Raw genomic sequence first — 24,822 nt, 5'->3', positions numbered from 1 at the left:
GGAGCAGGCTACTCAGATCAGGCGGCCGTGCCACCGATGTTGTCAAGGTCGTCGGGGTCCACCCCGCCGTGGCAGGAGGCGAACGGCTCGGGCGCGGTGTCACCGGCCGCGAACTTCGTGATGAAGAGCTTGATCCGCGGATCCTCGGGTCCAGTGAGCTCGAGCTGACGTCCCCAGACCGTGATCACCACCGGCGCGTCCTGGTCCGGGTACGGCGACATGATCCCGTTGGACGGCAGGAGCCCCGCGAGCTCGTCCACGCCGTCCTCGTCGACGAGGTCCTCGCGATAGGTGAGCCACGTGGTGCCGTGCTCCAGGTCGTGCACGACGTTGACCTCGGGGACCGGTTCGTCGTACACACCGCACTCGAGCCAGACCGGTGCATGGTCGCCACCGACCGACGGCGACTGCGGGTAATCCTTCGACTCCCCCAGCGCCAGGTGCTGGTTGGTCAGCCCCTCGAACTCCTGGACCGCGCTGAGGTTGCTGGTGTCCACGCCCGAACCGTCCGTGTCCCCCCTGGCGACGGCGTCGTCATCGTCGCCACGGGTCAACAGCACCGGGACGAGCACGGCGACCGAGAGCACCACGATCGCCAGGAGCACCGCGACCACGACGGGCAGCGCGCGGCTCTTGCGCGGCGGAAGGCCCGGCGAACCGAAGGCGGGCTGGTACTGCGCCGGCGGCCAGTTCGGCGGCGGCGCGTATCCCGGCGGTGCGTACGGCGGCGGAGCCTGCGGAGGCGCAGCCTGGGTCGGCGGCTGCCAGTTAGGCGGTTCCGTGGGTGGCGGGCCGTACGGCGGCGGCTGGGTCACTGCTCGAGCGCCTTCTCGACGCGCTCGACCTTGGCCGTCATCTCGCCGGTGAAGCCGGGACGGATGTCCGCCTTGAGCACGAGGCCGACCCGCGGCGAAACAGCAGCCACGACGTCGACGGCCTTCTTGACCACGGCCATCACCTCGTCCCACTCCCCTTCGATGTTCGTGAACATCGCGTTGGTCTCGTTCGGCAGCCCGGACTCCCGGACCACGCGTACCGCGGCAGCGACGGCCTCCGACACACTTCCGGTGTCATCGGCGGTCGTGGGGCTGATGCTGAAGGCGACGAGCATGGCTCCACGCTAGCCAAGGGCCGTCAGGAACCGTCGGGCGCCCATCGGTCGACCAGCGCCAGGAAACCGTCCGTTGCCCGGTCCTTCAGCCCGTCGTCGGGCGCGTGGAACGCGTCATCCACCGCAGCGAAGGTGGACTCTGCCCACTGTGCGATGGCCCGCGGAGCAGGCGCACTTCCCAGTTCCCGCGTACGGGACTTGAGATCACGCACGCCTGCGATCTCGGCACGAACGTCATCAGGAACATCCGTCTCGGCGAGCAGTTCGTCGAGGTTCATCGGCGGGACGCCCGAGTTCGTGTCGAGCCAGTGCAGCGTGACCGCGGGCCGGATCGCGTAGAAGACCCGCTTCAGCCGGACACTTCCGGCACCTTCGTCCGCGTGCGCCCACTGCGCCCGGCCGACGTGCAGGTGGTGGCGTCGCACCCGGACGGGATCGGTCACGGCGACGACCAGGTCCAGCAGGTCATCGCGGAATTGCTCGTCGCCGGTGTAGACCCAGGGCGAGCGCAGCCACTCCCCAACCGTCGCGTTGCCGGCGACGGCCAGCCGAACGGCTTTGCGCAGATCCCAGCCATTGACGTCCAGGAGCCCCTCGAGCGGCGTCTCGATCACGTCACGCGACGGCCACAGGTCGGCGTACGCCTTGCGGGACCGGACATAGAAGAACCGGCAGTCGTAGTCACTGTCCGGCGAGGCGAATCCCCAGGCACGACTGCCGCTCTCGATCGCCCACGGGACGCGGACACCGTGCTCCACCGCGACGGCCGCCAGGCGGGCGTCGATGTCGGCGACCACGGTTGCATCGAAGTCGGTGGGGATGGAGCGCATCCGCGAACGCTACGGCGCTCCCCTGCGTGGCCGCGACCGGATTGAAAAAGCCGACGGCCCGCCCCTCACGAGGAGGGACGGGCCGGTCGAACAGGTCAGGCCTTCAGCAGGTTCCGCAGGACGTACTGCATGATGCCGCCGTTGCGGTAGTAGTTCGCCTCACCGGGGGTGTCGATCCGGACGACGGCGTCGAACTCGACACCGGTGTCCGTGCTGACCTTGACGGTGCCGGGGGTGACGCCGTCGTTGAGCGCCGTGATGCCGGTGAAGGAGAAGGTCTCCTCGCCGGTCAGGCCCAGCGACTCGGCGTTCTGGCCCGCGGGGTACTGCAGCGGGATGACGCCCATGCCGATCAGGTTCGAGCGGTGGATCCGCTCGTACGACTCCGCGATGACGGCCTTGACACCCAGGAGCGAGGTGCCCTTGGCCGCCCAGTCACGCGACGAGCCCGAGCCGTACTCCTTGCCAGCGAGGACCACCAGCGGGATGCCCGCTGCGATGTAGTTCTCGGAGGCTTCGTAGACCGAGGTGACGGGGCCGCCCTCGACCGTGAGGTCGCGGGTGACACCACCCTCGGTGCCCGGAGCCAGCTGGTTGCGGAGACGGATGTTCGCGAAGGTGCCGCGAATCATGATCTCGTGGTTGCCGCGACGCGAACCGTAGGAGTTGAAGTCGCGCGACTCCACACCGTGCTCGGCGAGGTAGCGACCGGCCGGCGACTCCTTCTTGATCGCACCGGCAGGGCTGATGTGGTCGGTGGTGACCGAGTCGCCCAGCTTCAGCAGGACGCGCGCACCGGCGATGTCGGTGACCGGGCTCGGCTGGTCCGACATGCCGTCGAAGTACGGCGCCTTGCGGACGTACGTCGAGTTCTCGTCCCACTCGAAGATCGCACCCTCAGGCGTCTGCAGGGCACGCCAGCGGTCGTCGCCGGCGAACACGTCGGCGTACGAATCACCGAACATGTCGGAGTTGATCGCCATCGCGATCGTCTCCTCGACCTCGGCCGGGCTCGGCCAGATGTCGCGCATGTAGACGTCGTTGCCGTCCTGGTCCTGGCCCAGCGGGTCCTTGAACAGGTCGACCTTCATCGAGCCGGCGAGCGCGTACGCGACCACCAGCGGCGGCGAGGCCAGGTAGTTCATCTTGATGTCGGGGCTGATCCGGCCCTCGAAGTTCCGGTTGCCCGAGAGCACCGACACGACGGCGAGGTCGTTGTCGTTGATCGCCTGCGAGACCTCGGGGATGAGCGGACCGGAGTTGCCGATGCAGGTGACGCAGCCGTAGCCGACGAGGTTGAACCCGAGCTTGTCGAGGTACGGCGTCAGGCCGGCCTTCTCGTAGTAGTCGCTGACGACCTTCGAGCCGGGCGCGAGGGTGGTCTTGACCCACGGCTTGCGGGTCAGGCCCTTCTCGACGGCCTTCTTGGCGAGCAGCGCTGCACCGATCATCACCGACGGGTTCGAGGTGTTGGTGCAGGAGGTGATCGAGGCGATCGTCACCGCACCGTTCTCGAGGTCGAAGCTGGTGCCGTCGGCAAGCGTGACGGGGATCTTCGCGTCGACGTTCGAGCTGTAGCCCGGGAGCTCACCGGCGAAGGCGGCCGCGGCGTTGGACAGCTCGACGCGGTCCTGCGGGCGCTTCGGACCGGCCAGGCTCGGGACGATGCTGGCGAGGTCGAGCTCCAGCTTCTCGGAGTAACGGGGCTCGGCCGACGGGTCGTGCCAGAGGCCCTGCTCCTTGGCGTAGCTCTCGACCAGCGCGAGCTGCTCGTCGGAGCGGCCGGTCAGCTTGAGGTACTTGATGGTCTCCTCGTCGATCGGGAAGACCGCGATCGTGGAGCCGAACTCGGGGCTCATGTTGCCGATCGTGGCGCGGTTGGCCAGCGGCAGCGCGGAGACGCCGGGTCCGTAGAACTCGACGAACTTGCCGACGACGCCGTGCTTGCGCACCATCTCGGTGATCGTGAGCACGAGGTCGGTGGCGGTGGTGCCTTCGGGCAGGTCGCCGCTGAGCTTGAAGCCGACGACGCGCGGGATGAGCATGGAGACCGGCTGGCCGAGCATGGCGGCCTCGGCCTCGATGCCGCCGACACCCCAGCCGACCACGCCGATGCCGTTGACCATCGTGGTGTGGGAGTCGGTGCCGACGCAGGTGTCCGGGTAAGCCTGGAGCACGCCGTCGACCTCCCGGGTGAACGCGACGCGGGCGAGGTGCTCGATGTTGACCTGGTGCACGATGCCGGTGCCCGGCGGGACGACCTTGAAGTCGGAGAACGCGGTCTGGCCCCAGCGAAGGAACTGGTACCGCTCGCGGTTGCGCTCGTACTCGATCTCGACGTTGCGCTCGAACGCCTCGGGCGTACCGAACACGTCGGCCATCACGGAGTGGTCGATGACCATCTCGGCGGGCGCCAGCGGGTTGATCTTGGTGGCGTCGCCGCCGAGGTCTGCCATCGCCTCGCGCATGGTGGCGAGGTCAACGATGCAGGGCACGCCGGTGAAGTCCTGCATGATCACGCGCGCCGGCGTGAACTGGATCTCCTTGTCGGGCTCTGCCGTCTCGTCCCAACCGGCCAGGGCCTTGATGTCCTCGGCGGTGATGTCGGCACCGTCCTCGGTGCGCAGGAGGTTCTCCAGCAGGACCTTCAGCGAGAACGGCAGGCTGGCAACATCCAGGCCCTCACCGGTCACCGCATCGAGACGGAAGATCTCGTAGGACTTGCCGTCCACATCCAAATTGCTCTTGGCGCCGAAGCTGTCCTTGCTGGGCATCCGGGTCTCCGTCCTCATCGACTTCGCGGTGTGGGGTACGTCTTCCCTGCATCCTGCCGCCGCCATGCGGGGCGCGGATAGTGAGGCTGACCTAACTTCCCACGGACATCGGTTCTTCGATATCTCTTGACGTCAAGATACATCAGGAAGGGCCGGAATTCCATCCGTCTCAGCAAATTGGGTGCGGTAGAGCTCGCCGTAGCGCCCGTCCTGCGCGAGCAGTTCGGTGTGGGTGCCGCGCTCCACGATCTCGCCGTCCTCGACGACCAGGATCTGATCGGCCGCGCGGATCGTCGAGAGGCGGTGCGCGATGACCAGCGCCGTCCGACCGGCCAGTGCTTCAGCCAGGGCAGCCTGCACCGCCGCCTCGGACGTCGAGTCCAGCGACGCCGTCGCCTCGTCGAGGATCACGACCCGCGGCTGCTTCATCAGCAGCCGGGCGATCGTCAGCCGCTGGCGCTCGCCACCGGAGAGCCGGTAGCCGCGCTCCCCCACCACCGTCTCGAGTCCGTCGGGCAACGAACCGACCAGATCGGCCAGCCGGGCACGGGTCAACGCGTCCCAGATCTCGGCCTCCGTGGCCTCGGGACGGGCGAGCAGCAGGTTCCCGCGGATCGAGTCGTGGAACAGGTGCCCGTCCTGGGTCACCATCCCGACCGCTCCCCGGATCGACTCCGCCGTCAGGTCGCGTACGTCGACGCCGGCAAGCCGCACGGAGCCGGAATCGACGTCGTACAAACGGGAGACGAGCTGCGCGATCGTCGACTTTCCCGCGCCCGAGGAGCCCACGAGGGCCACGACCTGACCGGGTTCGGCACGCAGCGAGATGCCGTGCAGGACCTCTTCGCCGCCGCGCGTGTCGAGGGTGGCCACCGCTTCGAGCGAGGCGAGCGAGACCTTGTCGGCCGACGGGTAGGCGAAGCGGACGTCGACCAGTTCGACGGCCACCGGCCCGTCCGCGACCTTGCCGGCACCCGGGCGGTCGGTGATCAGCGGCGCAAGGTCGAGGACCTCGAAGACCCGCTCGAAGCTGACCAGGGCGCTCATCACCTCGACCCGCGCGCTGGCGAGTGCGGTCAACGGGGCATAGAGGCGGGTCAGCAGCAGCGACAGCGCCACCACGTCACCGGCGTCCAGGGTGCCCTGCAGCGCCAGGCTGCCGCCCAGGCCGTATACGACGGCCACGGCCAGTGCCGACACGAGCGTCAGAGCGGTGATGAAGGTCGTCTGGACCATGGCGGTGCGGACGCCGATCTCGGCGACCCGGCGGGCGCGGGCCGCGAACTCGACCGACTCCTGCTCCGGACGTCCGAAGAGCTTCACCAGGGTCGCCCCCGGGGCGGAGAAGCGCTCGGTCATCTGGTTGCCCATGGCAGCGTTGTGGTCCGCCGCCTCCCGCTGGATCCCGGCCAGGCGCTTGCCCATCCGTCGGGCCGGGACCACGAAGACCGGCAGCAGTACCAACGCCAGCAGGGTGACCTGCCAGGAGATCCCGATCATGACCACCAGGGTCAGCGCGAGGGTGACCAGGTTGCCCACGACGCCCGACAGGGTCGAGCTGAAGGCCCGCTGGGCCCCGATCACGTCGTTGTTCAGCCGGCTGACCAGGGCGCCGGTACGGGTCCGGCTGAAGAACGCGATCGGCATCCGCTGGACGTGGTCGAAGACCGCCGTGCGCAGGTTGAGGATCAGACCCTCTCCGATCCGCGACGACAACCATCGCGACCACAGCCCCATCGCGGCGTCCAGCACGGCGATGCCGGCGATGGCCAGCGCCAGCCGGACCACGACGTCCCGAGGGTCGCTCGCAACGATCGCGTTCACGACCTTGCCTGCGAGGACCGGCGTCGCGACCGCGAGAGCGGAGCTCGCGACACTCAGCACCACGAAGCCGATCAGCTGGCGCCGTTGCGGCCGTGCGAAGCGGAAGATCCGGCGGGCGGTCTCCCAGCTGAAGTCCCGTCGCTCGTCCGACGCGTGCATCGCTCGGAACATCTGGCCCATCGCGACTGATTCCATGCTCATGCACCTGACGGTAGGACCTCAAGTCGACTTGAGGACAAGTCGGGTGCACCCGAATCGTTGGAAAGATTTTCCGCGTGTCTGTCGTATCGACCGCCACCGGTTCGTGGAGAGGATGGAAGCGCCCCCCAACCGACCCCAGGAGGTCACCATGCGCACCCTGATCTACACCGCCTTCGTCTCTGTCGACGGCGTCGTCCAGGCACCCGGCCCGGAGGCCGACTACCCCAACGGCGGCTGGACCTTCCAGGGCATCGACTTCCTCGAAGAGGTCTACGAACTGAAGTCCCGCGAGCAGGAAGAGGCGAGCGCGCTGATGCTCGGACGGGTCAGCTACCAGGCGTTCTCACCGGTCTGGCCGAAGATGACGGTCGAGTTCCCGAAGTACAACGCCATGCCCAAGTACGTCGTCTCGTCGACGTTGCAGGACGAGGACCTCGTCGACAACTGGGGCGACACCACCATCCTGCGTACGTTCGCGGACGTCGCCGCCCTCAAGGAGACCGACGGCGGCCCGATCTCGATCCACGGTTCGGCCAGCCTGGCGCGCGGCCTCGCGGACGCCGGACTCCTCGACCGCTACCACCTGCTCGTGTTCCCGTGGGTCCTCGGCGAGGGCAAGCGGATGTGGAGCGAGACCGCCAAGGACCGTCAGAAGCTGGCACTGGTCGAGAGCGCGACCTATGCCAACGGCGTGCAGAAGCTCTGCTACGACGTCGTGCGCTGATCCGGTTCGACGGGCTCCAGCAGGGCCACGCACTCCACGTGGTGCGTCATCGGGAACAGGTCGAAGGCCCGCACGCTCGTGAGCCGGTAGCCGTGCTCGGCGAAGATCGCGACGTCACGGGCCAGCGCAGCCGGGTCACAGGCGACATAGGCGACAGCGCGGGGCGCCCGGCGCACGACCTCCTCGACGACCGCTCGCTTCGCTCCAGCGCGCGGAGGGTCGAGGACCACGACGTCTGTGCTGTCCCACACCTGCGGGAGACCACCGGACAGGACGGCGCCGACGTCACCCGCCGTCGCCTGTAGCCCGGGGCAGTTGACGAGCGAGAGGCTCGATGCCGCAGCGTCGCCCTCGACCGCGGCGACCCGACCGTCGGGACCCACGGCTTCGAGGAGAAACCGGCTGAACAGGCCGACGCCCGCATAGAGGTCGAGGGCCGACTCCCCCGGCTGTGGCGCCAGGGCCGTCAGTACGGCGTCGACCAGCGCTTCGGGGGCACCGGGGTGGACCTGCCAGAAGCCACCGTCCGCCACTTCGAACGCACGCCCCCGGACGTCGTACGACGGCCCGGAGGGTGCGGCGAGCAGGCATTCCTCGACGGGGATGACGTCATGGGAGCGGTGCTTGCGCATCCCCAGGACACCGCCGGCCAGAGGGACGTAGCGCTGGCGGGTCCGCCACCTGAGTCCGTCGGTGTCGCCGGGGACGGCCTCGACGGTCAGTTCGACGTCGAGGCCGGCGAGCCGGCGCAACTGCTCGCGGACGACGTCGCCCTTGAGTCGGCGCTGCGCATCGAGTGCGACGTGCTGGAAGTCGCAACCACCGCAGAGTCCGGGGCCGGCGTACCGGCAGGGTGCCTCGACCCGGTCGGGCGAGGGCGTGGTCACCTCGACCGCGTCACCGCGCCAGAACCGGTCGCCCTCGGTGCCTTCGGTGATCTCGATGACCACCTGTTCGCCCGGGAGCGCATGGCGGACGAAGACGACGCGGGTCTGCTCCTCGCCGGCGATCCGGACACGGGCGACACAGTGCCCGCCGTGGGCGACCGGGCCGATCTCGGCCTCGAACCGCTCACCGACCGCCGACGCACCGCGCGCCTTGCGGACGCGGGTACGTCGTGCCGGCGGCCGGCTCACTTGCGGGTCTTACGGGTCTGTCGGTCCGAGCGGTCGCTGACGCGACCACGACGCAGGTCGCCGGGACGGACCCGCTGGTCCTCGCGCTGCTCGCGCTCCAGCGCGATCTCGGAGGACCGCAACTGGTAGGGCACCGAGATGACCATGACGCCAGGGCTGAACAGCAGGCGGCCCTTGAGCCGCAGCGCGGTCTGGTTGTGCAGGAACTGCTCCCACCAGCGACCGACGACGTACTCGGGGATGTAGACCGCAACCACTCCGCGGGGGTTCGCACGGCGGATCGCGGCGGCGTACTCGACGATCGGCTTGACCACTTCGCGGTACGGCGAATGGAGCACCTTGAGCGGGATGCCGGTGTTGCGGTCGTCCCACTCCTCCAGCAGCCGCGCCGTGTCCTTCTGGTCGACCGAGACGTAGACACCCTCGAGCGCGTTCGGACGGGTCGCCTTGGCGAAGGCCAGTGCCCGCAGGGTCGGCTTGTGCAGCTTGGAGACCAAGACGATCGCGTGCACCCGGGTGGGCAGGATGCTGTCCTCGTCGTCGGCTGCGAGTTCACCGGCGACCTTGTCGTAGTGGCCCTTGATGCCCTTCATCACGGCGAAGAAGAACGCCATCGCAAGGATGGCGATCCAGGCGCCCGCGAGGAACTTGGTCAGCAGCACGACGACCAGCACGACAGCGGTGAAGGACAGGCCGATCGCGTTGATGATGCGGGAACGCATCATCCGGCGCCGCTCCGCCGGGTCGCGCTCGGTCTCGAGGTGTCGGGTCCAGTGCCGGATCATCCCGAGCTGACTCAGGTTGAACGACACGAACACGCCGACGATGTAGAGCTGGATCAGCTTGGTCACCTCTGCGTCGAAGGCGACGATCAGCGCGATCGCCATCAGCGCGAGGAAGACGATGCCGTTGCTGTAGGCGAGCCGGTCTCCACGGGCACCGAGCGCGCGTGGGGCCAGCCCGTCCTGGGCGAGGATCGAGCCGAGCACCGGGAAGCCGTTGAAGGCAGTGTTGGCCGCGAGCACCAGGATGATCCCGGTGACTGTCACCACGAAGTAGAAGCCCGGGCTGAAGTCCTGGAAGATCGCCCGCGCGATCTGGGCGATCACGGTGTGCTGGTCGAAGTTGTCAGGCAGCGCCTCCCCGTTGCGGGTGAGCCGCTCGAGCTCATGCGGGTCGACGTACTTCAACCCCATCTGCTTGGCCAGCACGATGACGCTGACGATCATCGTGATCGCGATCATGCCGAGCAGCAGCAGCGTCGTGGCGGCATTCTGCGACTTGGGCCGCTTGAAGGCCGGCACCCCGTTCGAGATCGCCTCGACGCCGGTCAGCGCAGCACAACCCGACGAGAACGCGCGGGCGAGCAGGATCATCAGCCCGAAGGTGGTGAGCGGTTCGTCCCAGCCCTCCTTCGGCGCGATCTCGAGATCCGCGCTCTCGACGAGGGGCAGGGTGCCGTAGGCCATCTCGATGAAGCCGTAGGCGCACATGCCCAGGATCGCGAACATGAACAGGTAGGTCGGTACGGCGAAGAACGAGCCGGACTCGCGGATGCCGCGCAGGTTCATCGCCATCAGCAGCAGGACCAGCACGCTGGCCACCGTGGCCTCGTGGTGCTGGAACGCAGGAATCGCCGCGGCGGCGTACTGCGCACCCGAGGAGATCGACACGGCCACCGTCAGGACGTAGTCCACCAGAAGGGCACTGGCGACCGTCATGCCCGCCGTACGACCGAGGTTGACCGTGGCGACCTCGTAGTCGCCGCCACCGGAGGGGTAGGCGTGCACGTTCTGGCGGTACGACGCGATCACCGCCATCATCACCAGCGCCACCGCGATCGCGATCTTCCAGGACCAGACGTACTGGGTCGCGCCGGCGATCGCCAGCATGATGAAGACCTCGTCCGGGGCGTACGCCACCGAGGAGAGCGCATCGCTCGCGAAGACGGGAAGCGCAATGCGCTTGGGAAGAAGGGTCTCCCCCAACTGTGCGCTGCGGAGCTTGCGACCCAACAGAATGCGCTTCGAGACGTCTCCGACACCCACGATCGACAACCGTAGGGCATGCCCGGTGCTATAGCGTGCTCACCGTGCACGTCGTGATCATGGGATGTGGCCGCGTCGGCTCGACATTGGCGCGCAGCCTCGAGGACAGAAACCACACGGTGTCGATCATCGACACCGAGCCTGACGCGTTCCGACGCCTCGGGCCCGGGTTCAATGGCGACAAGATCCCCGGCATCGGGTTCGACCAGGAAGTGTTGGAGAAGGCCGGTATCCGCCGCGCCGACGCGTTCGCCGCGGTGTCCAGCGGCGACAACTCCAACATCATCGCGGCGCGCGTTGCCCGCGAGACCTTCGGAATCCAGCAGGTCGTTGCCCGGATCTACGACCCCGGCCGCGCCGAGGTCTACCAGCGGCTCGGCATCACGACGGTCGCCACGGTCAAGTGGACGGCCGACCAGGTGCTGCGCCGGATCCTTCCGGTCGGCGCCGAACCGGACTTCCGTGACCCCTCGGGCACCGTCCGGGTCGACCACATCCCCGTGACCGAGGTCTGGGTCGGCGCGCGCGTCGGCCAGCTCCAGGAGCAGGGCCGCTGCCGCGTCGCGTGGATCGACCGGCTCGGCGAGGGCATGCTCCCCGACCGCGAGAGCGTCATCCAGGAGGGCGACATGCTCCACCTGGTCACCCGCGAAGACAACGCACAACACGCTTACGACGTGCTCAGCCGCGGCCCCGAGCACGAAGGCTAGGGAGAACAGACACCATGAGGGTCGCCATCGCAGGTGCAGGTGCCGTCGGTCGTTCGATCGCGCGCGAGTTGATCGAGAACGGTCACGAGGTGCTGCTCATCGACAAGTCGCCGAGCTCCATCCGGCCCGAACGCGTACCGGACGCGGAGTGGCTGCTGGCCGACTCGTGCGAGCTGTCCTCGCTCGAGGAGGCGCGCCTCGACAAGTGCGACGTCGTCATCGCCGCGACGGGCGACGACAAGGCCAACCTGGTCACCTCGCTGCTGGCCAAGGCCGAGTTCGGCGTGCCCCGCACGGTCGGTCGGGTGAACCACCCGAACAACGAGTGGCTCTTCACCGAGGCCTGGGGCGTCGACGTCAACGTGTCGACCCCGCGCATCATCACCGCGCTCGTCGAGGAAGCCGTGACGGTCGGCGACCTGGTCCGGCTGTTCACCTTCCGCCAGGGCAACGCCAACCTGGTCGAGATGACACTGCCGTCCGATTCGCCGTACGTCGGCAAGGCCGCGGGTCTGATCCCGCTGCCGGACAACTGCGCCCTGGTCACCATCCTGCGCGACGGACAGGTCTACGTGCCGGCTCCCGAGCAGCCGGTGGAGGCAGGCGACGAACTGCTGTTCGTGGTTCCCGCCGAGGCCGAGGACGAGCTCGAGCGGATGCTCGCGCCGTCGGCGCACCCGGCGAAGTAGGGTTTCGAGGCTCGCTGCGCTCGCACCTCAACCACCGGCAGCTACTCGACGACCTTGGCGTCCGCGGCAGGCTCCGAAGCCTGCTCCAGCGGCGTCGCATTGCGCGCCAGCAGCCAGATCATGGCCGACCACGAGCCGATCCGGAGCACCCAGCCGAGCCCGGTGCGCAGCACCAGGATCGCCACGACGGCGTGGTCGGCGTCGATCGTGCCGTTGCGGCCCAGCAACCACACCGGGCCCTGCAGCAGGACGCCGAACGCGCCCGGCAGCAACATCACCCAGGTGAGCCGGTTGCACAGCTTCACGATCTGCTTGTCCTTGTGCCACGCCGTCGCATCGCCGGTGACGCTGCCGAGCATGAAGCCCAGCATTGGCCAGCCCGCCAGACAGCTCGCGCCGAGCACGACGGTGTAGCCGAGGCTGATCAGGATCCCGGGCAGGAAGAACGCCAGCGCCTGGTCGGACTCCGAGCCACCGGAGTTCTCTGCCAGGCGAACGAAGACCCAGCCGATGCCGATGCCGAAGATCGCGTTCAGGACGTACTGGGGACTGCTGCGCTGCACGATCCGCGCCAGCAGTGCCGCACCGGCGACAACGAGGCTCGCGATCAGCGCCCACTGGAGTTCCTTGGTCGTCAGCCACAGGACGGTGAACACGATGCCCGGAACGGCCGCCTCGATCAGGCCACGCCGGCCACCCAACGCGGCAGCCAACTGGCGGCGCACCAGCGCTTCGACCGTGTCCACCCCGAGGTGGTCGGGTACGGCGCTCACAGCAACTCGTAGCGCGGGTTGTAGAGGATGCGGGCGCCGTCCTGGGTGCTGACGCGTCCGGAGACCTCCAGGCCGCGGCCCGGGCCGATGCCGGCGATCCGGCGTCGACCCAGCCAGATCACGGTCACGGTGCCCGTGCCGTCGTACAACTCGGCCTCGAGGGCGGGCACGCCACCACGCGGTCGGAGCGTGACGGTGCGCAACGTGCCGCGCAGTCGCACCTTCTCCCGGTCCGGGGCGTCACCGATGCAGACCACCCCGTCGCCGGTGTAGGTCTTGCGCAGGTCGCGGGCGTCGGCCTCTTCGGGGTTCGCCCACTTGCTGATCGTCCGGCGCAACCGGCTCTTGTTGGTGCCCACGGGAGTCGTCCTCAGCTCGCGGGGACAGCCTTCGGCTGCGCACCCTCGGGCAGCGTCAGCGGGAGTTGCTCACCGACGGGCATGGCGTGCGCACCACGGCGCACGGCGACCTGGGCGATCGCGGACTCCCAGTCAGCGGCCTCGTCGGGTGTGCGGGCGGGGTCGCCGAGAAGCGTCGCGCGCAGCAGCCACCGCGGGCCGTTGACGCCGATGACGCGAGAGGTCTGGGTGCCGGCAGCGCCGTCGGCGCGGGTCATCTTGACCTCGCACACGAGCTCGGTGCCGAAACGGCCCTCGCGCTCGGTGGCCGTGCCACCACGGCGCGCGGTGTCGGCAGCGATCTGGGGGCGGATCTCACTCCAGAGGTCGCCGTTGCGGGGGGCAGCGAAGGCACGCAACTCCAGCGCACCGGAATCGGTGGCGAGCAGAACGGCACGGACCGCGCCGGACTTCTCGTCGACCTGGACCCGCACCTCACGGTCGGCCAGCGGCGCCACGAGCAGGGCGCCCAGGTCCAGCCTGTCCACCCCGTCCTCGGGCAGTTCGTCGACGTCGTAGGGGCCTGCAGCCTCGTTCTCTTCCGTCGTCTCGACGGATGAGTCGTCAGCGGTCGCCTCGTCGGCGATCGCGTCGGCATCCTTGCGCCGCAACCTCACTGTGTCCTCCTCTTCGGGTCCACCGGAATGGACCGTGCGTTCGACCGGCGGGTCTTACGCACCGAACCCTCCAGTAGAACCGTAGCCTCCGCTCCCACGAACGCTGTCGGGAAGGGCATCAACTGCCTGGAATCGCGCTCGCTCGAAGCGCTGGATGACCAGTTGGGCGATTCGGTCACCACGCTTGAGAACGATGGTGTCGACCAGGTCGTGGTTGATCAGGAGCACCTTGATCTCGCCGCGGTAGCCCGCGTCGACGGTGCCCGGGGTGTTCACGATCGACAGTCCGTGGCGCGCGGCCAGACCCGAACGCGGGTGCACCAGCGCGACGAAACCGTCGGGCAACGCGATCGCGATCCCGGTCGGGACCAGGGCGCGCTCCCCCGGTGCGAGGGTCACGTCGACGGTCGACAACAGGTCGGCGCCGGCGTCGCCGGGGTGGGCGTAGCCGGGCAGCGGCAGGTCGGGATCGAGTTGCTGGACCGCGATCACGAGGTCGGTGTCGTCATGGGGCACGGGGAGACCCTAACGATCGAGTGCCCGCACCCGGATGGAATCATCCTCGGCGTGAGCGAGACAGCCCCGAGGGCGTACCACGAGCGGCTGCGCGTGCCGCTGCGCTGGTGGGCGCAGGGCACGATGCTGGTCGCCACCCTGTGGCTGACCGTGGTCGTGGCCGTTCCCGGCCCCGCTCCCTGGATCATCACGGGCGTCGCGCTGGGCCTGCTCGCCGTCTGCCTGTTCTGGTACGGCGACGCGCGGCTCGTCGTGGGTGAGGGCTCGTTCCGCGCGGGCCGGGCCCGGATCGAGGCGACGTACATCGGGGCCGCGGAGCCGCTGGACGCCGAGGAGACCCGCCGGGTGTCCGGTCGGGACGCCGATGCCCGGGCCTATCTGCTGCTGCGCCCGTACCTGAAGCGCTCGGTCAAGGTGGAGATCACCGATCCGGCCGACCCGGCGCCGTACTGGCTCGTGAGCTCGCGCCACCCGAAGGCGCTCGCTGGTGCCCTCAACTCATTGGCCCGCTCGGGCCAGTAGGCTCGCGGCATGGCAAAGGACAGCTCGAAGATCTGGTCGACGTTCTCGCTCGTCTCCGCACTCGGTGCGGCGGCAGTGGCGAAGAAGGGACTCGACACCGGCTGGAAGGCTGCGACCGGCAAGAACCCGCCGGCCAATCCGGCCGACCCGGACGTCAACGTCTGGGAAGCAGTTGCCTGGGCCGCCGCGAGCGGGACGTTCGTCGCCCTGGCGAAGATGCTCGCCCAGCGCCGCGCCGCCGGCTACTACGCCCGGTCGACCGGCCACCTGCCCAAGCCGCTCCAGAAGGATGCCGACGTCAAGGCCTGATCGAACCTCGACGGACGGCGCAGGTCTGCGCCAGGCCCAGCGCCCAGCAGGTCGGGCAACCGCGCAGCAGGAAGGCGCTGGGCAGCACGAGGAGCAACGCCCACGGCCCGACCCACGGGATCAACACGAAGGCCGCCACCATCATCGGTAGGCCGACCGCGCCCCGGACCAGATGCCGGGGCACGCTGCTGCTTGCGAACAGGGTGTCGGGATCGCTCACGTCGATGATTCGACGCGGCGGCCCCGACGGATTGCCCTACGCCATCAGGCGCAATCGCGGCAGATCATCTTCTTTGCGTCAGCCAGCTGGCTGCGGTGGTGCACGAGGAAGCAGTTCATGCAGGTGAACTCGTCATCCTGCTTGGGCTTGACCTCGACAGCGAGCTCTTCGTGCGACAGGTCAGCACCGGGCAGCTCGAATGATTCGGCGGCCTCGGTCTCGTCCTCGTCGACCTTGCCGGAGTTCTTGTCGTGGCGGCGAGCCTTGAGCTCCTCGATGCTCTCTTCGGACTGTTCGTCCTCGTTCTTGCGTGGTGCGTCGTAGTCAGTCGCCATGACGGATCCCCTCTCCCCTTGACTGGCCGGCTTCCGCACTGGTCGTGCGGTGCAGCGCGGCAGATTGTGCACCATCGGGATCGGTTTGCGATACCCGGGTGGATGCGAGTCGCCAGAACAGCCAATTGCTGCTGACTATTCCCGAAGGAACCCCGCCGATCGTACGGCCACCAGCAACTCCCTGAACCCGTGACGAGGGCCACACACCATGGCCTCGGTTCCGGCGGCTCCCACGGTCACCAGGGTCTCTGCTCCGGCGAGCCGGGCGATCAGTCCGCCGGCGGCGTGATCCCACGCGTGGACGCCCTCCTCGACGTACCCGTCGAGCGCTCCTTCGGCGACCCGGCAGAGGTCCAGCGCACAGGAACCGGTGCGTCGGATGTCACGTACTTCGGGCAGCAGACGGGCCGCTGCAGCTGCCTGGATCTCGCGGACCGGACGCGTGTAGTTGAACCCGGTGGCGATCAGGCGATGTGCCAGCAGTGCCGGAGGTCGTACGACGACCGGCACCCCGTTGCGCGCCGCGACTCCCCCGACGTGGCCGGTATAGACCACTTCCTTGGCAACGTCGATGACGACGCCAGCGACGACCTCCCCGTCGACCTCGGCGGCGATGGAGACGGCGTACTCCGGGATGCCGTAGAGGAAGTTCACGGTGCCGTCGATCGGATCGACGATCCACCGCACGCCCGAGGTGCCCGCGAGGTCATCGCCCTCCTCACCGAGGAAGGCGTCATCGGGTCGGGCGTGGTGGATGAGCCGGCGGATCAGTTCCTCGGTGGCCCGGTCGGCTGCGGTGACCACGTCGATGTCGCTCGTCTTGGTCGCGGCGACCTCGACCTTGCGGGTCGCGTGGTCACGCACGAGGGCGGCGGCCTGGTGGCCGACGGACAACGCGAGCTCGAGGAGCTCCTCGGCGGAGCTCACGGCCGCCCGGCCGGTGCCGGGGCCGCGAGGCAGCAGTCCACGGGGCAGACGTCCGCCACCGGTCCCCGGGTGCCGACACAGGCGCGAGTGACGTCGGCTCCTCGTTCGGCGGCGGCTCGCTCGAGGACCAGGTCGCGCAGGGCGCTCACGAAGGCAGGGTGGGTGCCGGCCGACGGGGAGCGCCGGGCAGCGATGCCGAGCTTCTCTGCCGTGGCGAGAGCCTCGGTGTCGAGGTCGTAGACGACCTCCATGTGGTCCGAGACGAAGCCGACGGGGATGAGCACGACAGAAGACGGGGTGTCGGGCCCGCCTGCCAGCTCCTCGAGCCGGTCGTTGACGTCGGGCTCCAGCCACGGCGTGTGCGGGGAGCCCGAGCGGGAGCAGTAGACCAGCTCGTGGTCGTGCCGGACCCCGGTGCTCTCCGCGACGAGCTGCGCGACGACCGCGGCGACGTCGAGGTGCTGGGCCGTGTACGCGCCCTGTCCTCCCGGACCGCTGTTGTCATTCATGGACAGCGGGATCGAGTGGGTCACGAAGAGTAGCCGCGCTCCGTCGCGGACCTCCGCGGGCAGGTCGGCCAGGGAGGCCAGGATCCCGTCGACAGTCGCCTGCACAAAGCCCGGGTGGTTGTAGTAGGCCCGCACCTTGTCGAGCCGCGGTGCGGTGAGACCGTCCGGCACTGCCTCGATGGCGGCCGCGATGTTGTCGCGGTACTGCCGACAACTGGACCACGACGAGTAGGCGGAGGTGAGGACGCAGAGCGCTCGCTGCACCCCGTCGGACGCCATCTGCGCGACCGTGTCGCCGAGGTAGGGCGCCCAGTTGCGGTTGCCCCAGTAGACCGGCAGGTCGATCCCGTGTTCGGCGAAGTCGGCCTCGAGGGCGGCGATCAGCGCCTTGTTCTGGTCGTTGATCGGCGATTTCCCGCCGAAGCCGAAGTAGTGCTGGCCGACGACCTCGAGTCGTTCGCGCGGGATGCCGCGGCCACGGGTGACGTTCTCGAGGAACGGGACGACGTCCTCCGGTTGCTCGGGTCCGCCGAAGGACACCAGCAGCACTGCGTCGTACGGATCGGTCGGGCGCTGGACGTCGGGCTCCGGATTCGGCACGCCCCCATCGTAGGGAGCAGGATGCAGGGGCGATGCTTGAGTCCTACCGTCAGATCTTCACGCCCTCCACGGCGCTGTTCAGCGTGACCGGCCTGGTCGCGCGACTGCCGATCTCCATGGTCGGCCTCGGGATCGTCCTGCTCGCCGAGCACGAGACCGGGTCCTACGGGTTCGCCGGCTCGGTGTCTGCGGTGGCGCTGATCGCCAACGCCCTGTTCGCGATCCCGCAGGGCCGCCTGCTCGACCGCATCGGGCAGAGCCGGGTGTTGCCCGCCGTGATCACCGTGTGGGGCATCGGACTGGTCCTGGCGATGGGCTCGTTGCGCTGGGACTGGCCGGTCTGGACCACCTATGCCTGCGCCGCCGTCGCGGGCGCGGCTCTGCCGTCCGTCGGCACCTGCGTCCGGGCCCGCTGGTCGCACACGCTCGCGGACCGGCCCGAGCGCCTGCACACCGCGTTCTCCTTCGAGGCGGTCGCCGACGAGACCGTGTTCCTCGTCGGCCCGATCGCCGTGACCATGCTGGCGACCGCTGTCCACCCCCTGGCCGGACTCGGGGCAGCGCTGATCGCCGGCGTGCTCGGGACCTACGCCTTCGCCGCACAGCGGGGCACCGAGCCGCCCGCGCACCCACCGACGGCCGCCGACGGCGTCCGTCCGCCGATCCCGTGGGCCGCGATCGCGCCGCTCACCGTCGTCGCCGCGGCACTCGGCATCCTGTTCGGTGCAGCCGAAGTCGTCACCGTTGCCTTCGCTGACGAGAACGGCCGCAAGTCCGCCGCCGGCTTCCTGTTGGCGATCTGGGCGTTCGGCAGCCTCGTGGCCGGTGTCGTGTCCGGCGCCATCGTGTGGCGCCACGGACCGCTCGTGCGGCTACGGGTGGGCGCGTTCGGCATGCTCCTGGCCATGGCTCCCCTGCCGCTGGTGCCGTCCATCCCGGTGATGGGCGTGGTGCTGCTCGTCGGCGGCTTCGCCATCTCACCGACCCTGATCGCCACCATGTCGCTCGCCGAGCAGGTGCTGCCGCCCGCCCGGCTGACCGAGGGCATGGCCATCATCGGCACCGGTCTCGCCGCGGGGCTGGCTCCCGGTGCCGCTGTCGCGGGAGTGCTGATCGACGCCGAAGGAGCCTCGCCGGCGTACCTCGTCTGCGCCGTCGGCGGTGCCCTTGCCCTGGTCGGCGCACTGGCCACCCGGGTTCCGGCTACGGTGCCGTCCCATGAGCACGCGGCACCGGACCCCTCCGAACACCTGGCGTAACTGGTCCGGCCTCGAGTCGGCCTCCGGCCTGCAGGTGATCACGCCCGCCAGCGCCGAGGAGGTTCGCGCGGCCGTCGTCGAGGCGCGCGCGGCCGGCCGGACCGTCAAGGCCGCCGGCACCGGGCACAGCTTCACCGCGATCGCGAAGCCCGAGCATGTCCACCTCCTGCCCGACCGGATGCGCGGGATCCTCTCCGTCGATCGTGACGCGATGACCGTCACGGCGCTGGCCGGGACCCAGCTCAAGGTCCTCAATGCCGAGCTGGAACGCCTCGGGCTGAGCCTGCACAACATGGGTGACATCGCCGAGCAGACCCTCGCGGGTGCGATCTCGACCGGCACCCACGGGACCGGCGGGCGGGCCTCGGGACTGGCCGCCCAGGTGGTCGGACTGGAACTGGTGACAGGCACGGGCGAGGTGCTGCAGGCCTCGGCCTCCGAGAACCCCGACGTCCTCGACCTGGCCAGGGTGAGCCTGGGAGCGCTCGGCGTCCTGACCTCGATCACCTTCGCCGTCGAGCCGCTCTTCGTGCTCCGTGCCGAGGAGAAGCCGATGTCGTGGGACGAGGGCATGGCCGGCTTCGACGACCTGACCGCCGCGAACGACCACGTCGACATGTACTGGTTCCCGCACGCGGACCGGCTGCTGACCAAGAGCTACACCCGCAGCGGCACCGACCTCTCGGTCGCCGAACCGTTGCCCCGCTGGCGGTCCTGGCTCGACGACGACCTGCTCGCCAACACGGTGTTCGGTGCGCAAACCGCGGCCCTCAACGTCGCACCGCGCGCGATCCCCGCCGCCAACCGCTTCGCCGCACGCATGATCGGAGCGCGCAGTTACTCGAATGTCGCCCACCGGGTCTTCACCACCGAGCGGCGCGTGGTCTTCCGTGAGATGGAGTACGCCGTGCCCCGCGAGGCCGGCCTGACCGCGCTGCGCGAGTGCCGCGCAGCCTTCGAGCGGTCCGGGCTCTCCGTGTCGTTCCCGGTGGAGATCCGGGTGGCGCCCGCGGACGACGTACCGCTGTCGACGTCGTACGGTCGCGACTCGTTCTACCTCGCGTTCCACACCCACCACCGCGCCGACCACACGGCGTACTTCGCGCTGATGGAGGCCGTCATGCGCGACCACGGGGGCCGGCCGCACTGGGGCAAGCTGCACTCGCTGGACGCTGGCGACCTCGCGCCCCTCTATCCCCGCTTCGGCGACTTCCTCGCGGTGCGGGACCGCCTCGACCCGGACCGGGTGTTCACCAATCCCTACCTCGACCGCGTCCTCGGCGCCTGATCAGGCGTGAGTACGACGAAGGCCTGTCCCTGCGGGTCCAGCAAGGCGTACGACGTCTGCTGCCGCCCGTTCCACCGGGGCGCCGCGACGCCGGCAACGGCCGAGGAACTGATGCGCTCGCGGTACTCCGCGTTCGTGGTCGGTGGGCCCGACAGCGCCACGTACCTGCTCGCGACCTGGCACCCGGCGACCCGACCGGAGTCACTCGACTTCGACGATGCGCTGCGCTGGACCGGCCTCGAGGTGCTCGCGACCGAGGCCGGCGGGCCGACCGATCGACGCGGTGTGGTCGAGTTCCGGGCGCACTACCTCCGCGACGGGGTGCCGGGCAACCTGCACGAGACCAGCCGGTTCCGGCGTGACAACGAGGGCTGGCAGTACGTCCGCGGCCGGGCCGTGTGGTCGTGACCGCCGCCTCGACCGGCCCGAAGCGCTCCACACTGACTCGATCGACGCCGGGGCAAAATGTCGACACGTCGCCACACGCCGGGGCAGCAACCCGATCCGGGGGTTCCCCGGGCGTAGGCTCGTCCGAACCGGAGCACCATCCCGGCACCAGGCAGGACTCCCCCAGGCAGACAACCGAGGAAACGATGGCGGACAAGGCGGACCAGGCCGGCAACGGCTCGTCCCGACTTGATCTCGCCGGCATCAGTCCCGACCGTCAGCGCCTGCTGCTGGTGGACGACCAGGGCGCCGAGTTCACGCTCGGCATCACGCCCGACCTCCGCGCAGCGGTGCGCGGTGAGACCACCCGTCTCGGCCAGTTGGAGATCAAGATGAGCAGCAGCATCCGTCCCCGCGAGATCCAGATCCGCATCCGCGCAGGCGAGACCGCGGAGACCGTCGCGCAGGCAGCCGGCACCACGGTGGACGCGATCATGCCCTACATCGCGCCGGTCCTCGCCGAGCGCGAGCACGTCGCCGAGCGTGCGCAGAAGGCGTCGATCCGTCGTACTCCGGGTGAGACAACGGCCCACACGCAGAGCCGGGTGCTCGGGGATGCCGTGGCTGCGCAGTTGCGTGCCATCGGTGCCGACCCGACCGGCGTGACGTGGGACGCCTACCGCCGCGAGACCGGCCGGTGGGTGCTCACTGGCACCTACACGTCCGGCGAGCGCAATGGCACCGCCCGCTTCACCTATGACGCACCGGGCAACTACGTCCTCACCGACAACGACGACGCCCGCTGGCTCATCGGCGAGGTCCTCGAGACCCCCGAGGTGCCCGCTGCGCGCGACGAACTGCGCCAGGTCCGCGAACGCCGACTCTCCTCGGTGCCGGCCGAGGAACTGCCCCTCGGCGGCGACCTGAACGCCACCCTCCCGCTCGGCGACGATGCCCTCGACCTGGTCGCCAGCGAGGCCGCAGAGGTCGCCGTGGAGGCACCTGCCGCTGCCGCCGTCGAGTACGACGAACCAATTCGTGCGACGGCCGACCAGCCACTCGTGGTCGACTCTGCCCCCACCGAGGCCGAGCGCGAGGCGGAGGCTGCCCGCCACCGCCGTGCGGTGCAGAAGAAGCGCGGCCGCGCGTCGGTTCCGAGTTGGGACGAAATCATGTTCGGCGGCTCGGACCAAGCCTGACCATCTGGGCCTACCGGGGCGTAACCTGCGCGCATGGCTTATTTCGTCACCGGCGCGACCGGTTTCATCGGTCGCCACCTCGTCGCTGACCTGCTCGACCAACGCGAGGGGCCGATCTACGTACTGGTCCGCCCCTCCTCCCTCAAGAAGATGGAGGCGTTGATCCGCACGTCGGGTTCGACCCGGGTCCGCCCGGTCCTGGGCGACCTGAGCAAGGACAACCTCGGCGTCGACCCCGAGTGGATCAGCGAACACATCGGCTCGATCAAGCACTTCTTCCACCTCGCCGCGATCTACGACATCACCGCGGACGACGCGACGAACGACGCCATGAACATCGATGGCACCCGCCACGCGCTCGGGCTCGCGGAGCGCCTGGAGGCCGGCTGCTTCCACCAGGTGTCCTCGGTCGCCGCGGCCGGCGACTACCACGGCCGGTTCGACGAGACGATGTTCGAAGAGGGCCAGCCCTTCCCGTCGCCGTACCACCGCACGAAGTACGCCTCCGAGAAGCTGGTCCGCGACGAAGCCACCATCCCGTGGCGGATCTACCGGCCCGCGATCGTGGTCGGGCACTCCGAGACCGGCGCGATGGACAAGATCGACGGCCCGTACTACATGTTCCCGCTGATCAAGCGCCTGCGGGACAACCTGCCGTCGTGGTTGCCCCTGGTCGGCGTCGACCTCGGTGACACCAACATCGTCCCCGTCGACTACGTCGCCAAGGCGATGGACCACCTCGCCCACCTCCCCGACCGCGACGGCGAGGCGTTCCACCTGGTCTACCCGGAGCCGCAGCCGGTCGCCGAGATGATCAACGCCTTCTGTACGGCGGCCGGTGCGCCCCGTTTCGCGACGCCGATCGACCGCAATGTCACCAGCGCGGGCCCGCTGGGCCTGATCCCCCGCCAGCTGCGCCCGAGCAACATGATCAAGGCCGTGGTCCGCTCAGCTCCGGGCCAGATGGCGCTGGACCAGACGCTCGGTCGCCTCGGGCTGCCCGCCGAGGCGCTGGCACACACGTCGTTCCCGTCGGTCTTCGACTCGCGGATCACCGAGAAGGCGCTGGCCGGCTCCGGCATCAGCGTGCCACCGCTCGAGACCTACGCCCGGGCCCTGTGGGCGCACTGGGAGGAGAACCTTGACGACACGCTCGCGCGTGACCCGAAGGCGATCGCCGCGCTGAAGGACAAGTACGTCGTCATCACCGGCGCCTCCTCGGGCATCGGCAAGGTCGTGGCGTTCAAGGTCGCCCAGGCTGGCGGCATCCCGGTGCTGGTGGCCCGGGGCAAGGAGAAGCTCGAGGACATCAAGTCCGCGATCGAGAGCCGCGGCGGCCAGGCCCACGTGTTCCCCTGCGACCTGTCCGACCTCGAGGCCATCGACCGCCTGTGCGAGCAGATCGTCCGCGACCTGCCGAGCGTGGACTTCGTCATCAACAACGCCGGCCGCTCGATCCGCCGGTCCCTGAAGCTCTCACAGGACCGCTTCCACGACTTCGAGCGCACGATGCAGCTGAACTACTTCGGAGCCATCCGGCTGCTGATCGGCCTGATGCCGCAACTGCACACCCAGCGGTCCGGCCACATCGTCAACATCTCCTCGATCGGCGTGCAGACCAACCCGCCCCGGTTCTCGGCCTACGTCGCCTCGAAGGCAGCGCTCGACGCCTGGAGCAACGTGGTGTCCTCCGAGGTCGTCGGCCACGGCATCACCTTCACCAACGTGCACATGCCGCTGGTGCGGACGCCGATGATCGCGCCGACGAAGATGTACGACAAGTTCCCCACCATCTCGCCGTCCCAGGCCGCCGACGTGGTGATCCGGGCCATGGTCGAGAAGCCGCACGAGATCAACACGTCGTTCGGTACGGCGGGTGCACTCGCACACACCCTCGCTCCGAAGACGGCGTTCCGGGTGCTGAACCTGGCCTACCAGGTGTTCCCGGACTCGGCTGCCGCCAAGGGCAAGGAGACCACCTCACCGGCCGCAGCCGCAGCCGAGGAGGCTCCGGAGTCGAACCGCCGCGAGACCGAGCAGATGCTGCTCGCCCAGTTGTTCAGGGGCGTGCACTGGTAGCCACGGGTCGGCCGGGATCGGCCACCCATTCGCTCCAGCTGCCGGGGTAGAGCGCCGCGGCCACCCCGGCGACCTCCAGCGCGAGGACGTCGTGGGCCGCGGTGACCCCGGACCCGCAGTAGACCGCGATGTCGGCACCCGCCACCGCGCCGACCTCGGCATAGGTCGCCTTCAGGTCGGCTGCAGGCAGGAACCGTCCGTCGGGCCCGAGGTTGCGGGCCGTCGGGACGTTCACCGCGCCCGGGATGTGGCCGGCGACGGGATCGATCGGCTCGACCTCGCCGCGGTAGCGCTCCGGTGCACGGGCGTCGATGACGATCGACACACCCTGCACGTTCCCGGCCGTCACCGTCGTCAGGTCGCCCGTATGGGCAGTGAAGTTGCCAGGCGCCGCTTCCGCCTCCCCACCAGTCGCGACCGGCAGGCCGGCCGCCGTCCAGGCTGCCCAGCCGCCATCGAGGACCCGCACGTCGCGGTGGCCGTGGTGGCGCAGCAGCCACCAGCAGCGCGCCGCGGCATGGGCCGACCAGTCGTCGTACACGACCACGGGGCGGCCGTTGCTGACCCCCACCCGGCGCATGGCGGCCTCGAAGGCGGCCGAGTCCGGCAGCGGGTGGCGCCCCCGCAGTCCCGGTGGGGACGCGAGGTCGGTGTCGAGGTCGACGTACGACGCCCCGGGGACGTGGCCCGCGGCAAACTCCTCCGGTCCGGGCGGTCCGCCCATCCGGTAGCGGACGTCGAGGATCGTCACCGGATCACCCCGCTCGACCAGGTCGGCGAGGTCGGCAACATCGATCAGAGGGCGGGCCATGACCGCAATCTACGAGCCACCGGCGG

26 protein-coding genes are annotated in these 24,822 nt (G+C 69.3%); 10 read left to right on the top strand and 16 right to left on the bottom strand.

Annotation, left to right across the window (positions count from 1 at the left end):
- Nucleotides 1-17: 17 nt before the first annotated feature.
- The 5 genes from HRC28_RS25630 to HRC28_RS13600 form a co-directional block, all read right to left on the bottom strand.
- Complete coding sequence (locus HRC28_RS25630) at nt 18-815, bottom strand: DUF3105 domain-containing protein (protein WP_182376051.1); 798 nt, start codon at nt 813-815, stop codon at nt 18-20.
- Complete coding sequence (locus HRC28_RS13615) at nt 812-1,111, bottom strand: thiamine-binding protein (RefSeq protein WP_182376050.1); 300 nt, start codon at nt 1,109-1,111, stop codon at nt 812-814. Before HRC28_RS13615 ends, HRC28_RS25630 begins: the two co-directional genes overlap by 4 nt.
- Before the next feature lie 23 nt (nt 1,112-1,134).
- Nucleotides 1,135-1,941 (bottom strand): nucleotidyltransferase domain-containing protein, encoded by an 807-nt coding sequence (locus HRC28_RS13610; RefSeq protein ID WP_182376049.1) that lies wholly within the window; start codon nt 1,939-1,941, stop codon nt 1,135-1,137.
- 95 nt (nt 1,942-2,036) lie between these two features.
- Nucleotides 2,037-4,715, bottom strand: a complete 2,679-nt coding sequence (acnA, locus tag HRC28_RS13605; RefSeq protein WP_182376048.1) for an aconitate hydratase AcnA — start codon at nt 4,713-4,715, stop codon at nt 2,037-2,039.
- Between the two features lie 132 nt (nt 4,716-4,847).
- Nucleotides 4,848-6,740, bottom strand: coding sequence for an ABC transporter ATP-binding protein (locus tag HRC28_RS13600; RefSeq protein ID WP_182376047.1), 1,893 nt, complete (start codon nt 6,738-6,740; stop codon nt 4,848-4,850).
- Between the two features lie 148 nt (nt 6,741-6,888).
- Here HRC28_RS13600 and HRC28_RS13595 point away from each other — a divergent pair, with 148 nt between their 5' ends.
- Nucleotides 6,889-7,464 (top strand): dihydrofolate reductase family protein, encoded by a 576-nt coding sequence (locus HRC28_RS13595; protein WP_182376046.1) that lies wholly within the window; start codon nt 6,889-6,891, stop codon nt 7,462-7,464.
- Here HRC28_RS13595 and HRC28_RS13590 read toward each other — a convergent pair.
- Nucleotides 7,446-8,600, bottom strand: a complete 1,155-nt coding sequence (locus HRC28_RS13590) for a TRAM domain-containing protein (RefSeq protein ID WP_182376045.1) — start codon at nt 8,598-8,600, stop codon at nt 7,446-7,448. The two genes, HRC28_RS13595 and HRC28_RS13590, sit on opposite strands and share 19 nt — an antisense overlap.
- Complete coding sequence (locus HRC28_RS13585) at nt 8,597-10,648, bottom strand: APC family permease (protein ID WP_182376044.1); 2,052 nt, start codon at nt 10,646-10,648, stop codon at nt 8,597-8,599. Before HRC28_RS13585 ends, HRC28_RS13590 begins: the two co-directional genes overlap by 4 nt.
- Before the next feature lie 44 nt (nt 10,649-10,692).
- Between HRC28_RS13585 and HRC28_RS13580 the strand changes: the two genes are divergently transcribed.
- Nucleotides 10,693-11,358, top strand: coding sequence for a TrkA family potassium uptake protein (locus HRC28_RS13580; RefSeq protein WP_182376043.1), 666 nt, complete (start codon nt 10,693-10,695; stop codon nt 11,356-11,358).
- Between the two features lie 14 nt (nt 11,359-11,372).
- Nucleotides 11,373-12,047 (top strand): TrkA family potassium uptake protein, encoded by a 675-nt coding sequence (locus tag HRC28_RS13575; RefSeq protein WP_182376042.1) that lies wholly within the window; start codon nt 11,373-11,375, stop codon nt 12,045-12,047.
- Between the two features lie 41 nt (nt 12,048-12,088).
- On the opposite strand, the gene HRC28_RS13570 is transcribed toward HRC28_RS13575, so the two are convergent.
- The 4 genes from HRC28_RS13570 to dut form a co-directional block, all read right to left on the bottom strand.
- On the bottom strand, nt 12,089-12,820 hold the full coding sequence (locus HRC28_RS13570; protein ID WP_202033077.1) for a DUF3159 domain-containing protein: 732 nt from the start codon (nt 12,818-12,820) through the stop codon (nt 12,089-12,091).
- The gene (locus tag HRC28_RS13565) at nt 12,817-13,104 is read right to left on the bottom strand and encodes an OB-fold nucleic acid binding domain-containing protein (RefSeq protein ID WP_237111854.1); all 288 of its coding nucleotides are present in this window, start codon (nt 13,102-13,104) and stop codon (nt 12,817-12,819) included. Before HRC28_RS13565 ends, HRC28_RS13570 begins: the two co-directional genes overlap by 4 nt.
- Nucleotides 13,105-13,190: 86 nt before the next feature.
- Nucleotides 13,191-13,835, bottom strand: a complete 645-nt coding sequence (locus tag HRC28_RS13560) for a DUF3710 domain-containing protein (RefSeq protein WP_182376040.1) — start codon at nt 13,833-13,835, stop codon at nt 13,191-13,193.
- 54 nt (nt 13,836-13,889) lie between these two features.
- Entirely contained in the window at nt 13,890-14,351 is a 462-nt protein-coding gene (gene dut, locus HRC28_RS13555; protein ID WP_182376039.1) for a dUTP diphosphatase, read from the bottom strand.
- Nucleotides 14,352-14,402: 51 nt separating this feature from the next.
- On the opposite strand from dut, the gene HRC28_RS13550 reads away from it, so the two are divergent.
- Nucleotides 14,403-14,873: a DUF3093 domain-containing protein gene (locus tag HRC28_RS13550; RefSeq protein ID WP_237111475.1), complete on the top strand. Its 471-nt coding sequence runs from the start codon at nt 14,403-14,405 to the stop codon at nt 14,871-14,873.
- A gap of 9 nt (nt 14,874-14,882) precedes the next feature.
- Nucleotides 14,883-15,182 (top strand): DUF4235 domain-containing protein, encoded by a 300-nt coding sequence (locus HRC28_RS13545; protein WP_182376037.1) that lies wholly within the window; start codon nt 14,883-14,885, stop codon nt 15,180-15,182.
- Here the strand turns inward: HRC28_RS13545 and HRC28_RS13540 are convergent.
- The 4 genes from HRC28_RS13540 to HRC28_RS13525 all read right to left on the bottom strand — a co-directional run bounded on the left by HRC28_RS13540 (nt 15,172) and on the right by HRC28_RS13525 (nt 17,773).
- Entirely contained in the window at nt 15,172-15,402 is a 231-nt protein-coding gene (locus HRC28_RS13540; RefSeq protein ID WP_182376036.1) for a hypothetical protein, read from the bottom strand. The two genes, HRC28_RS13545 and HRC28_RS13540, sit on opposite strands and share 11 nt — an antisense overlap.
- A 44-nt stretch (nt 15,403-15,446) precedes the next feature.
- Nucleotides 15,447-15,737 (bottom strand): DUF4193 domain-containing protein, encoded by a 291-nt coding sequence (locus tag HRC28_RS13535; protein ID WP_182376035.1) that lies wholly within the window; start codon nt 15,735-15,737, stop codon nt 15,447-15,449.
- A gap of 135 nt (nt 15,738-15,872) precedes the next feature.
- Nucleotides 15,873-16,664 (bottom strand): inositol monophosphatase family protein, encoded by a 792-nt coding sequence (locus HRC28_RS13530; protein WP_182376034.1) that lies wholly within the window; start codon nt 16,662-16,664, stop codon nt 15,873-15,875.
- Entirely contained in the window at nt 16,661-17,773 is a 1,113-nt protein-coding gene (locus tag HRC28_RS13525) for a ferrochelatase (RefSeq protein ID WP_182376033.1), read from the bottom strand. The genes HRC28_RS13530 and HRC28_RS13525 overlap by 4 nt, the downstream gene beginning before the upstream one ends.
- Before the next feature lie 32 nt (nt 17,774-17,805).
- Here HRC28_RS13525 and HRC28_RS13520 point away from each other — a divergent pair, with 32 nt between their 5' ends.
- The 5 genes from HRC28_RS13520 to HRC28_RS13500 all read left to right on the top strand — a co-directional run bounded on the left by HRC28_RS13520 (nt 17,806) and on the right by HRC28_RS13500 (nt 23,985).
- Nucleotides 17,806-19,032 carry an MFS transporter gene (locus HRC28_RS13520; RefSeq protein ID WP_182376032.1) on the top strand — a complete coding sequence of 409 codons (1,227 nt, stop codon included), beginning with the start codon at nt 17,806-17,808 and terminating at the stop codon, nt 19,030-19,032.
- Entirely contained in the window at nt 18,992-20,320 is a 1,329-nt protein-coding gene (locus HRC28_RS13515; protein ID WP_182376031.1) for a D-arabinono-1,4-lactone oxidase, read from the top strand. Before HRC28_RS13520 ends, HRC28_RS13515 begins: the two co-directional genes overlap by 41 nt.
- Nucleotides 20,321-20,326: 6 nt before the next feature.
- Nucleotides 20,327-20,728 carry a YchJ family metal-binding protein gene (locus HRC28_RS13510; protein ID WP_182376030.1) on the top strand — a complete coding sequence of 134 codons (402 nt, stop codon included), beginning with the start codon at nt 20,327-20,329 and terminating at the stop codon, nt 20,726-20,728.
- Nucleotides 20,729-20,913: 185 nt separating this feature from the next.
- Complete coding sequence (sepH, locus tag HRC28_RS13505) at nt 20,914-21,906, top strand: septation protein SepH (protein ID WP_182376029.1); 993 nt, start codon at nt 20,914-20,916, stop codon at nt 21,904-21,906.
- 33 nt (nt 21,907-21,939) lie between these two features.
- A complete protein-coding gene (locus HRC28_RS13500; protein WP_182376028.1) occupies nt 21,940-23,985 on the top strand; it encodes an SDR family oxidoreductase in 2,046 nt (681 codons plus the stop codon).
- Here the strand turns inward: HRC28_RS13500 and HRC28_RS13495 are convergent.
- Nucleotides 23,966-24,796 carry a sulfurtransferase gene (locus tag HRC28_RS13495; protein ID WP_182376027.1) on the bottom strand — a complete coding sequence of 277 codons (831 nt, stop codon included), beginning with the start codon at nt 24,794-24,796 and terminating at the stop codon, nt 23,966-23,968. The genes HRC28_RS13500 and HRC28_RS13495 overlap by 20 nt on opposite strands.
- Nucleotides 24,797-24,822 lie beyond the last annotated feature (26 nt).

This window comes from Nocardioides sp. WS12 (assembly GCF_014108865.1).
Classification (GTDB): domain Bacteria; phylum Actinomycetota; class Actinomycetes; order Propionibacteriales; family Nocardioidaceae; genus Nocardioides.
Note: the sequence above shows the minus strand (reverse complement) of the source record. Positions and strands in the feature narration are given on the sequence as shown.